The organism is Symbiopectobacterium sp. (assembly GCF_051710365.1).
Taxonomy (GTDB): domain Bacteria; phylum Pseudomonadota; class Gammaproteobacteria; order Enterobacterales; family Enterobacteriaceae; genus Symbiopectobacterium.
Genome location: NZ_JBPETA010000105.1, coordinates 1 through 11,177 on the forward strand (window position 1 = coordinate 1; position 11,177 = coordinate 11,177).

General features: G+C 55.2%; 8 protein-coding genes, 3 pseudogenes and 1 other annotated feature. Of the genes and pseudogenes, 8 read left to right on the forward strand and 3 right to left on the reverse strand.

Features of this window, described 5'->3' with window-relative positions; genetic code table 11:
- Nucleotides 1-183 precede the first annotated feature (183 nt).
- Nucleotides 184-1,056, reverse strand: a complete 873-nt coding sequence (gene rluB, locus ACTBDZ_RS10820; protein WP_438815312.1) for a 23S rRNA pseudouridine(2605) synthase RluB — start codon at nt 1,054-1,056, stop codon at nt 184-186.
- 280 nt (nt 1,057-1,336) lie between these two features.
- Between rluB and ACTBDZ_RS10825 the strand changes: the two genes are divergently transcribed.
- Nucleotides 1,337-1,795, forward strand: coding sequence for a GNAT family N-acetyltransferase (locus ACTBDZ_RS10825; RefSeq protein ID WP_438815313.1), 459 nt, complete (start codon nt 1,337-1,339; stop codon nt 1,793-1,795).
- Nucleotides 1,756-2,172, forward strand: a complete 417-nt coding sequence (locus ACTBDZ_RS10830; protein ID WP_438815314.1) for a hypothetical protein — start codon at nt 1,756-1,758, stop codon at nt 2,170-2,172. The genes ACTBDZ_RS10825 and ACTBDZ_RS10830 overlap by 40 nt, the downstream gene beginning before the upstream one ends.
- Before the next feature lie 25 nt (nt 2,173-2,197).
- Here ACTBDZ_RS10830 and ACTBDZ_RS10835 read toward each other — a convergent pair whose 3' ends face one another.
- Both ACTBDZ_RS10835 and rnm read right to left on the reverse strand, forming a co-directional pair.
- Entirely contained in the window at nt 2,198-2,818 is a 621-nt protein-coding gene (locus tag ACTBDZ_RS10835) for an L-threonylcarbamoyladenylate synthase (protein ID WP_438815315.1), read from the reverse strand.
- Nucleotides 2,819-2,840: 22 nt separating this feature from the next.
- Nucleotides 2,841-3,764: an RNase RNM gene (gene rnm, locus ACTBDZ_RS10840; RefSeq protein ID WP_438815316.1), complete on the reverse strand. Its 924-nt coding sequence runs from the start codon at nt 3,762-3,764 to the stop codon at nt 2,841-2,843.
- Between the two features lie 249 nt (nt 3,765-4,013).
- Nucleotides 4,014-4,117 (forward strand) — a sequence feature (Trp leader region).
- 66 nt (nt 4,118-4,183) lie between these two features.
- Here rnm and ACTBDZ_RS10845 point away from each other — a divergent pair.
- The 6 genes and pseudogenes from ACTBDZ_RS10845 to trpA all read left to right on the forward strand — a co-directional run bounded on the left by ACTBDZ_RS10845 (nt 4,184) and on the right by trpA (nt 10,878).
- Nucleotides 4,184-5,770 (forward strand): anthranilate synthase component 1, encoded by a 1,587-nt coding sequence (locus tag ACTBDZ_RS10845; protein ID WP_438815317.1) that lies wholly within the window; start codon nt 4,184-4,186, stop codon nt 5,768-5,770.
- Nucleotides 5,770-6,339: pseudogene (locus tag ACTBDZ_RS10850) on the forward strand (glutamine amidotransferase-related protein); the annotation flags it as partial. The gene ACTBDZ_RS10845 and the pseudogene ACTBDZ_RS10850, both read left to right, overlap by 1 nt.
- Before the next feature lie 102 nt (nt 6,340-6,441).
- A pseudogene (trpD, locus tag ACTBDZ_RS10855) lies at nt 6,442-7,439 on the forward strand (anthranilate phosphoribosyltransferase); the annotation flags it as partial.
- 7 nt (nt 7,440-7,446) lie between these two features.
- Nucleotides 7,447-8,823 carry a bifunctional indole-3-glycerol-phosphate synthase TrpC/phosphoribosylanthranilate isomerase TrpF gene (trpCF, locus tag ACTBDZ_RS10860; protein WP_438815318.1) on the forward strand — a complete coding sequence of 459 codons (1,377 nt, stop codon included), beginning with the start codon at nt 7,447-7,449 and terminating at the stop codon, nt 8,821-8,823.
- 56 nt (nt 8,824-8,879) lie between these two features.
- Nucleotides 8,880-10,073 (forward strand): tryptophan synthase subunit beta, encoded by a 1,194-nt coding sequence (trpB, locus tag ACTBDZ_RS10865; RefSeq protein ID WP_438815319.1) that lies wholly within the window; start codon nt 8,880-8,882, stop codon nt 10,071-10,073.
- Nucleotides 10,073-10,878, forward strand: a pseudogene (trpA, locus tag ACTBDZ_RS10870) (tryptophan synthase subunit alpha). The gene trpB and the pseudogene trpA overlap by 1 nt, the downstream one beginning before the upstream one ends.
- The last annotated feature ends 299 nt before the right edge of the window (nt 10,879-11,177 follow it).

Here is an 11,177-nt window from a genome sequence, read left to right on the forward strand (position 1 = left end):
TCACAAAAATGGACGATGCCGCTGAGGGACTGGCGTATGGCTATGAGCCGCTTTATTATCGAGTTCGGTGATCGTCTGGACGGTCACTACTGAGAAAAGGCATTTACACAGAATCGTGTACAGGGTCAACGGCACACCCCGAGTAAAACCGACTACCTTAACGTCACGCTTTTAACATCACACTTAGCCGTTACGCTTTGGCGCACTGCGCCGCGCAGGACCGGCCTGACCGTGGCGTTTTACCGCACGACGAATTTGATTGGCTTTCACCCGACGACGCTCACGCTCAACTGGCAGTTTGCTGGTCGTTTCCGCCAGCAATTGTACCAGCTCACGCAGATAGTTAAGCTGCTCAAGCGGCATTTCTGTCCAACCACCGCGCGGCAACCCTTTTGGTAATGGGATGTCGCCATAGCGCACACGAATCAGGCGACTTACCTGCACGCCAACCGCTTCCCACAGGCGACGCACTTCACGGTTGCGCCCTTCTGTCAGCGTGATGTTATACCACTGGTTCAATCCTTCACCGCCGCTGTAACTCAGGGTGCAGAATGATGCAGGACCGTCATCGAGCTGTACGCCTTTGGTCAGCAGTTTGAGTTTATCCTCATCCACTTCACCAAACACACGCACCGCATATTCGCGTTCCACTTCATGACTGGGGTGCATCAAGCGGTTTGCCAATTCGCCGTCGGTGGTGAACAGCAACAGGCCGGAGGTATTCACATCCAGGCGCCCTACCGCCACCCAGCGCGAACCGCGCATTTTCGGCAAGCGATCGAACACCGTCGGGCGGCCATCGGGATCGCTGCGGGTGCAAAGCTCACCTTCTGGTTTGTAATAGATCAGTACGCGACAGACCGCTTCTTCGGTTTCTTTAACAGAAACCACGTGACCATCGATACGAATGCGGGTTGCCTTGGTCACCTCGACGCGGTCGCCCAGCGTCGCAATTTTGCCGTCCACGCTCACACGGCCTGCCTGGATAATGCCTTCAATCTCGCGGCGTGAGCCGTGGCCAGCGCGCGCCAGCACTTTTTGTAACTTTTCGCTCATTGAGCAGCCTCAGAGTGTCGCCTTCACAGGCGTCGGATAAAACAATGAGTTAACGTTAATTTCCGCATAACTTACTGATGAGTATCTGTTTAACAGAGGAATTCGGGCAACGCCCCCCCTGTTTATCGCCACATCGCCGTACCCGTAGCGCGAGTGGCCGATCATTCTACATGAATTTTAGGCTAAAAAGCGCATCTTGTTTGAGTACAACGGTATATCAACCGATAATCCTGTTTCCAGGGAACCGTATACGCTAGCGCCGACACTATATGAAACGTCAATGACATCGATATCACCACTGGTCTGCCGTGATGCCACGCACTACGACAGCCATCAGCTCGCCGCCATATTGACCGAATGCTTCACGGACTATGTGATCCCTTTCACCCTCGATGGCCCGACCTTTGCCACGCGTTTTAACGCCGAGGGTCTGTCGTTGACCGAGAGTCGCATCTGGAGCGCCAACAATAACCCGGTGGCGCTGGCAATCATGGTGCGTCGCGGCTCGCGTTGCCGCTTGGCCGCCTTTGCCATTCATCCACGCTGGCGCCGTGGCGGGTTGGGAACAGCGATGCTAGAGCAACTGCTGCGTGAAGCGCATCAACGGGGGGATAGCGCCCTGTGGCTTGAGGTGATTAGCAGCAATGCGGCAGGAATAGCCTTGTATGACAGGATGGGGTTTACGCGTCAAGACACCCTGTGCGGCTTTGCTGCACCACTGGGGAGAACAGTACGGTAGCATTAACGCGTTGCGATCCGGTCACCGTTATCGGCAGCATGATCGCAGCACCTGATAACGCGTTACCCTGGATGATCGATCCTTTGGGCACGGTTGCACTACCGGCACAAGGATATCGCTGGGGCAATGATGCCTACGCCATTGTTGCCACCGCGTTTACCAAGCCACAGTTGCGGGCGCTTTATGTCATGCCCACCGCCCGGCGGCAAGGTCATGCACGACGGGTACTTCAGGCACTGGCCGCGCAGTTCGAGGGGATTTCAACGCCTGTCGCCGTGCCACAGGCGCTGACCCCGTTATTTTTACAAGCAGGCTGGGAACAGCACCCGATTACCCAATTTTCGCTGTGCCATTCGCTGTCGGAGCCTGAAAGCTGAACACAAGGCACAGGGTGCGTTTTTATCACTGAAACGGTGAGATATCACCGGTGCCTTCACGCACCACAACCGGCGTGGAGTCGGTCAAATCAATCACCGTTGTGGGTTTTTGCCCCAGAAATCCACCGTGGATAATCAAATCCACCCGTTTGCCCAAATGATCCTGAATCTCTTCCGGATTGGACTCCGCAAAATCATTGCCCGGCAGCATCAATGTAGTCGACATCAGCGGCTCATTCAGCGCTTCTAACAGCGCCAGCGCAATCTCGTTAGAAGGCACACGCAGGCCGATGGTTTTGCGCTTTTCACTCATCAATCGACGCGGCACCTCTTTAGTGGCTTTCAAAATAAAGGTGTAGTTACCGGGCGTATTGTTTTTGATCAGGCGAAACGCTGCATTGTCCACATAGGCATAGGTGGATATTTCGGAAAGATCGCGACACACGATGGTGAAGTTGTGGTTGCTGTCCAGATGGCGAATTTGGCAAATGCGCTCCATCGCATTTTTCTCCCCCAGCATACATCCCAATGCGTAACCGGAATCGGTGGGATAGACCAGCACGCCACCTTTACGCAGCACATCAACAGATTGATTGATCAACCGCGGCTGAGGGTTTTGTGGATGAATATAAAAAAACTGACTCATGATACGTCCTTAAATATCGAATTTAGCGCGACGTTTCGCATCCGTCGCGGTGCAACGCGTCTACGGTCAACGACAGTGCTGCCAGCACGGGATGTTGCCACACCGGCGTTACACCGCCGGGCAACCAGAGCTTGCGACCCAACTCTATCCAGGCGCAGGGACGGTGAAAATCAGAGCCCTGCGAGGCATAGAGCTGAAAATCCTGCGCGTAACGCGCCAGTTGAGTTTGTTCGTCCGGCGCTTGTTGGCACTGGGCTACCTCCATCGCATCCCCCGCTGCTGCCACAAAACTGGCCAGCACCCGCTTGAGCCATTTGGGAGATAAATCATAGCGCCCAGGATGCGCCAGTACCGCCACACCACCCGCATGATGAATAACATCAACGGCTTCTGCTATTGTACACCACTGCGGCGGGACATATCCGGTTTTCCCTTTTGCCAGATAGGATTTGAACACCTGCCCCACATTGCTGGCCTTGCCCTGCTCCACCAGAAAACGGGCAAAATGACCACGGGTGATTTCGCCCTCTCCGGCAAGGCGCTGTGCCCCTTCCAGTGCGCCCGGAATACGCGCCTTCTCCAACCGTTCACTGATTGCCTGCGCACGCAGCCAGCGGCGCGCCTTCTGCTGTTCGAGCAGGTGCGTCAGGGCGACGTGTTCGGGATCAATACCTAAACCGACAATATGAATCTCATGGTTTTCCCACGGGGTGGAGATCTCAACCCCAGGCACCAGCCGTAACGGCAGATTCAATGCGGCTATCACCTGCTGCGCGGCAGCCACGCCAGCCACAGTATCGTGATCGGTAATCGCCAGAACACCAACGCGCATCTCAACGGCGCGTTGCACCAGATCGCCGGGCGACAGTTCTCCATCCGAAGCGGTAGTGTGGCTGTGCAAATCAAACAGCGGACTGGGAGACAGAGCAACGGAAAGTTCGGACACACAGGCACCTATGGTTGTTAATGCTGCTCAGGGGATCTGAGACGCGGGACATCATGCCATTAAACACCGCCGCAGGGGAACCACACGACTGCGGTACTGTACCGATAAAATAAAATGCATTAACCTGTTGACAACGCGCTCGTGAACTAGTTAACTAGTACGAAAGTTCAGCAAATAGATGGAAATGTGATAATAGCAACGCACTTTCTCGCAGTGGTAAATAGCAGCCTACGCGGCAGCTTCAAAACCGGTGGTTGGTGGCGCTCTTCCCTGTGGCGGGTGGAGTATTAACGCATAGCTGTTATCACAACATGCAAAATCTCTAAACCCGCTTAATTGGCGGGTTTTTTTATGACTTACTGCTGTGCAATGACGTAAAACCGACATAAAACGAACAGAAGACAACCAGAGTAGCGACGATGCAAACATCAGCAACGATATCTTCATCCACCGATAAGCCGCAGCTTGAACTGCTGCGCATCGAAGCCGCTTATCGCGATAATCCGAGCGCTGTTTTCCATCAGCTGTGCGGTGCCCGACCGGCCACGCTGCTGCTGGAATCCGCTGAAATTGACAGTAAACAGGATCTGAAAAGCCTGTTGATCATTGATAGCGCACTTCGTATCACCGCACTGGGGCAGCAGGTCTCTATTCAGGCATTGACTGCTAACGGTGCGACACTGCTGCCACTGCTTGACCAACTGTTACCGGCAGATATCGATGTCGCCGTGCGCCCCAACGGCCGTGAATTAACCTTCCCCGCAGTTGATACCCTTCAAGACGAAGATGCGCGTCTGCGTTCGCTGTCCGTTTTTGACGCACTGCGTCTGCTGCAAACGCTGGTAACCAGCCCTGCTAATGAGCGGGAAGCAATGTTCTTCGGTGGTCTGTTTGCTTACGATTTGGTTGCCGGGTTTGAAGCATTACCGCCACTTAGCCAACAGCAACGCTGCCCGGATTACTGTTTTTATCTGGCAGAAACCTTGTTGATTCTGGATCACCAACAGCGCGTTACACATTTACAGGCCAGCCTGTTTACGCCTGATGCTACCGAACGTCAGCGCTTGCAACATCGTCTGGCACAGTTAGGGCACCAGTTGCAGCAGCCAGCACCCGCGCTGCCATGCCAGACGCTGGTGGATATGACGCTCAGTTGTAATCAGAGCGACGAAAAATACGGTGCCGTGGTACGTCAAATGCAGGAAGCGATTCGCATTGGTGAAATCTTTCAGGTGGTGCCGTCACGCCGCTTCTCCCTGCCATGTCCATCGCCACTGGCCGCGTACCAGACGCTAAAAGAGAACAATCCCAGCCCCTATATGTTCTTTATGCAGGATCAGGACTTCACCTTGTTTGGCGCATCGCCTGAAAGCTCGCTGAAATACGACGCTGATTCTCGTCAGATCGAAATCTACCCCATTGCTGGTACGCGCCCGCGCGGCCGTCGCGCGGATGGTTCACTGGATCGCGATCTCGACAGCCGTATCGAGCTGGAAATGCGCACTGACCATAAAGAACTGGCAGAGCACCTGATGCTGGTCGATCTGGTGCGTAACGATCTGGCGCGTATCTGTGAAGCAGGTAGCCGCTACGTGGCCGATCTGACCAAAGTGGATCGCTACTCTTTCGTGATGCATCTGGTTTCCCGCGTTGTCGGCACGTTGCGTAAGGATTTGGATGTACTGCACGCCTACCGGGCCTGCATGAACATGGGCACGCTGAGCGGCGCACCAAAAGTACGCGCCATGCAACTGATTGCCGAAAGTGAAAAAACGCGACGCGGCAGCTACGGCGGCGCAGTGGGCTATTTCACGGCTCACGGTGATTTGGACACCTGCATCGTTATCCGCTCTGCCTATGTTGAAGACGGTATCGCTACCGTTCAGGCCGGTGCGGGCGTGGTGCTAGACTCGCAGCCGCAGGCGGAAGCGGACGAAACCCGAAACAAAGCGCGCGCGGTGCTTCGCGCCATTGCCACGGCTCACCATGCCAAGGAGATCTTCTGATGGCCGATATCCTGTTGCTCGATAACATTGATTCTTTCACCTACAACCTGGTGGACCAACTGCGCGCCAGCGGCCATAACGTGGTGATTTACCGCAATCAGGTGCCGGTGGATACCATCATTGCCCGCCTGAAAACCCTGGAAAAACCGGTTCTGATGCTCTCGCCCGGCCCTGGCACCCCGGCACAGGCTGGCTGCATGCCTGCACTGTTAACCCAACTGCGCGGTCGTTTGCCGATTATTGGCGTCTGTCTGGGGCATCAGGCGATTGTTGAAGCCTATGGCGGCCACGTGGGTCAAGCCGGTGAAATCCTGCACGGTAAAGCCTCGGCCATTGAACACGACGGACAGGCGATGTTTCAGGGATTGCCTAACCCCTTACCGGTGGCGCGTTACCACTCCCTGGTGGACAGTCAGGTGCCTGATGAACTCACGGTCAATGCCCATTTTAATGGCATGGTGATGGCAGTGCGTCACGACGCCGATCGCGTCTGCGGCTTCCAGTTTCACCCCGAATCTATCCTGACCACTCACGGTGCCCGTCTGCTGGAGCAGACGCTGGCGTGGGCGTTGGCATAATCCTTATCGCGACCCACAACGCGCATTTAAGGATATATTATGTACGCTTCTGTAAATACGCTGACCGCCGCTCCGCTTGATGCCACACTGGAAAAACAGGCCATTCTGGAAAAACTGTTTGGCGCTCAGGCCATTTCTCGCGCTGAGAGTCAGGCGCTGTTCAGCGCGATTGTGCACGGCGAGTTAGAGCCCGCACAGTTGGCAGCCGCCCTGATCAGCATGAAGGTGCGCGGCGAGCACCCGGAAGAGATCGCAGGTGCAGCTGCTGCCTTACTGGCGGACGCGCAGCCTTTCCCACGCCCTGACTACCTGTTTGCCGATATCGTCGGCACCGGCGGGGATGGCACCAACAGCATCAATATCTCAACGGCCAGCGCGTTCGTTGTCGCCAGTTGCGGCGTGAAGGTCGCCAAGCACGGCAACCGCAGCGTCTCCAGCCGTTCCGGCTCTTCCGATCTGCTGTCTGCATTCGGCATTAAACTGGATATGGCACCTGAACAATCACGTCAGGCGCTGGACGACCTGGGCGTCTGCTTTTTGTTTGCACCGCAATACCACACCGGATTTCGCCACGCGATGCCAGTACGTCAGTTGCTGAAAACCCTCACGCTGTTTAACGTGCTGGGTCCGCTGATTAACCCGGCGCGCCCGCCGCTGGCGCTGATTGGGGTTTACAGTCCGCATCTGGTGACGCCCACGCCGAAACGCTGCGTGTGCTCGGCTATCAACGCGCTGCCGTCGTGCATGGCGGCGGTATGGATGAAGTCGCGCTGCACGCCCCTACTCAGGTGGCGGAACTGCGCGATGGCAAGGTGGAAACCTACGAGCTGACCCACCGTGATTTTGGTCTCGAGAGCGCCCCGCTTTCTGCACTCCAGGGCGGGCTGCCCGAAGAAAACCGTGATATTCTGGCACGTCTGTTACAAGGCAAAGGTGAACGCGCGCACGCAAATGCCGTGGCCGCCAACGTTGCATTACTGTTGCGTCTGTTCGGACAAGAAGATTTGCGCCAGAACGCGCAGCAGGCATTGGATGTTATTCACAGCGGGCAGGCTTATCAGCGCGTGACAGCGCTCGCCGCCAGAGGGTAAAGGTGCTATGCAAGAATCAGAACTGAACAAGACCGTACTGGGTAAAATCGTAAAGGATAAAGTGAGTTGGATTGTTGCGCGCCAGCAAGCACAGCCGTTATCCAGTTTTCAAGCGGATCTTGTTCCTAGCCAGCGCGATTTTTATGCGGCGCTCAAACATAAAAAGCCCGCGTTTATTCTGGAATGCAAAAAGGCATCGCCTTCCAAAGGGCTGATTCGCGAAGATTTTGATCCGGTGGCCATTGCTCGCGTCTACAGCGATTACGCCTCCGCCATCTCGGTGCTGACCGATGAGAAATATTTTCAGGGCAGTTTTGATTTTTTACTGCGCATCAGCGCCGTCGTCAAACAACCGGTGCTGTGCAAAGATTTCATCATCTCGGAATACCAGATTTATCTGGCGCGCCATTATCAGGCCGATGCCATTCTGCTGATGCTCTCCGTACTGGACGATCACGAATACCGAGAGTTGGCACAGGTGGCACACAGCCTGAAAATGGGCGTGTTGACAGAGGTGAGTAACGAGGCTGAGCTGGATCGGGCTATCGCGCTCAAAGCCCGCGTGGTCGGTATCAATAATCGCGATCTGCGCGATCTGTCTATCGATCTCGATCGCACTCGCACACTGGCCCCGCGCTTGCCCAAAAATGTTACGGTCATCAGTGAGTCCGGGATTCATAACGCGGCACAAATCCGCGAGCTCAGCGCCTACGCTAACGGTTTTCTGGTCGGCAGCTCGCTGATGTCAGAGCCCAATCTGTCGTTGGCGGTGCGCCGTCTTATCCTGGGTGAGAATAAAGTGTGCGAGCTCACGCGTGCCATGGACGCCGCTGCGGCGTACAACGCCGGCGCAGTGTACGGTGGCTTGATTTTCGTGCCCTCCTCGCCGCGTTATGTGACACCGGAATTCGCACCAACGGTAATGTCCGGTGCACCGTTGCGCTACGTTGGCGTATTCCGTAACGCGCCCACCGCTGAGATTGTGCAGACGGCCCGACACCTGGGATTGTTCGCCGTGCAACTGCACGGCAACGAAAACCAGACCGCCATTGATGAGCTGCGCGCGTTGCTGCCCGGCACCTGCCAGATTTGGAAAGCGCTCAGCGTTGAAAAAAAGCTGCCTAAACGCGATTTTGCCGGAGTGAATCGCTACTTGTTCGATAACGGACAAGGTGGCAGCGGGGAGCGTTTTGACTGGAATTTATTGCATGAAGCCGATCTGAGTAACGTTCTGCTGGCGGGGGGCGTGAATGTGTTCAATAGCGCGAAAGCCGCACAGTTCGGTTGCGCCGGACTGGACGTTAACTCAGGTGTCGAAAGCGAACCCGGGATCAAAGACGCGGTGAAAATACATGCCGCCTTTGCACCACTCTATCCGCAATAATCGCCGGACAGTACGGCGCGACACGCTTTCATTTTTCGATTAGGACAGACAGGAACATTATGACGTTACTTAATCCTTACTTTGGTGAATTCGGCGGGCAGTATGTACCGCAGATACTGATCCCCGCCTTACAACAATTGGAACAGGCCTTTATAGACGCACAAAAAGATCCTGAATTTCAGGCCGCCTTTACCGATTTGCTGAAAAACTACGCCGGTCGCCCCACGGCGCTCACCCGTTGCCGTAACCTGACCCAGGGCACTCGCGCCACGCTGTATCTTAAGCGCGAAGATCTGTTGCACGGCGGCGCGCATAAAACCAACCAGGTGTTGGGTCAGGCGCTGCTAGCCAAGCGCATGGGGAAAACCGAGATCATCGCTGAAACCGGCGCAGGACAGCACGGTGTGGCAACCGCGCTGGCATGTGCCCTGCTCGGCCTGAAATGTCGCATCTATATGGGGGCCAAAGACGTTGAACGTCAGTCACCTAACGTGTTCCGTATGCGTCTGATGGGGGCCGAGGTGATCCCGGTGCACAGCGGTTCCTCCACGCTGAAAGATGCCTGTAACGAGGCACTGCGCGACTGGTCCGGCAGTTATGACAAGGCTCACTATCTATTAGGTACCGCAGCCGGGCCGCACCCGTTCCCGACGATTGTGCGTGAATTCCAGCGCATGATTGGCGAAGAAACCAAAGCGCAGATTCTGGAGCACGAAGGACGTTTGCCTGATGCCGTCATCGCCTGCGTGGGCGGCGGTTCCAATGCCATTGGCATGTTTGCCGATTTCATCGAAGAAACCCCGGTGCGTTTGATTGGCGTTGAACCAGCGGAATTGGGTATTGAAAGCGGGCAACATGGCGCACCGCTGAAACATGGTCGCGTCGGGATCTACTTTGGGATGAAATCGCCCATGATGCAAACGTCCGACGGCCAAATCGAGGAGTCCTACTCTATTTCTGCCGGGCTGGATTTCCCGTCAGTGGGCCCTCAGCACGCCCACCTGAACAGCATCGGGCGCGCCGACTACGTCTCTATTACCAATGATGAAGCACTCGACGCGTTTCAGGAATTGTCCCGCCATGAAGGGATCATTCCAGCGCTGGAATCTTCCCACGCGTTGGCACATGCCTTGAAGATGATTCGTCAGGAGCCTGAGAAAGAGCAACTGCTGGTGGTTAACCTCTCTGGCCGTGGCGATAAAGACATATTTACAGTGCACGATATTTTGAATGGTCGGGGGGAGATCTGATGGAGCGTTATCAACAACGATTTGCGCAGTTGGCGGAAAAGCAGGAAGGTGTCTTTGTACTCTTCGTCACCTTGGGCGATCCAACCCCGGCACTCTCATTACAGATTATTGATACGTTAATCGATGCCGGTGCCGATGCGTTAGAATTAGGCATCCCATTTTCCGATACTCTGGCGGACGGCCCCACGATTCAGGCCGCGGCTTTGCGCGCCTTCGAGGCGGGAGTGACTCCCGGACACTGTTTTGAGATGCTGGCGGCCATCCGTCAAAAACACCCCACCATGCCTATTGGTCTGTTGATGTATGCCAATCTGGTCTTCAGCAACGGTATTGATGCTTTTTATCAGCGCTGTGTTGACGCAGGGGTTGATTCCGTGTTGATCGCCGACGTGCCATTGAAGAATCTGCGCCCTTCCGCGCGGCCGCGTTGCGACACAACGTTGCGCCCATCTTTATCTGCCCGCCTAACGCGAATGACTCCTTGCTCAGAGAGATTGCCTCTCATGGCCGTGGTTATACCTATCTGTTGTCGCGTGCAGGCGTGACGGGCGCGGAGAAGCGCGCTGAACTGCCGTTGCACCACCTGATAGCCACGCTGACGGAATATCACGCCGCGCCGTCTCTGCAAGGCTTTGGTATTTCCGAATCTTCTCAGGTAAAAGAGGCTATCGCTTCCGGTGCCGCTGGTGCTATTTCAGGCTCAGCCATCGTACGTATCATTGAGCAACATCGTCATCAGCCAGAAGTGATGCTGGCAAAACTGCATGATTTTGTCAGCCGTATGAAAGCCGCCACGCGCGGCTAATTCAGGCTTTTTTCCCTTCCCCGTCAGGTTCCTCTCTGGCGGGGACAGCATTTTTCACTGCGTTATCTCGCTAACCCCACCGTTTATCGAATCTGCTCCCGCGTAGGGCAGTGGAAAAAATATTTTTTTGCACTGGCAATACCCTGTTTATAATTATTTTTTGAAAGTATTCTCCAACCGTCATTCCGCACCTACTTTAAGAATAAATTCGACGGTATCGCTCGCCGAGAACATCAACGATGGTCTTGTGAACAGAATTGAGGTTGGATACTTGTGGTGGTCTGTCACCAATACTGAAC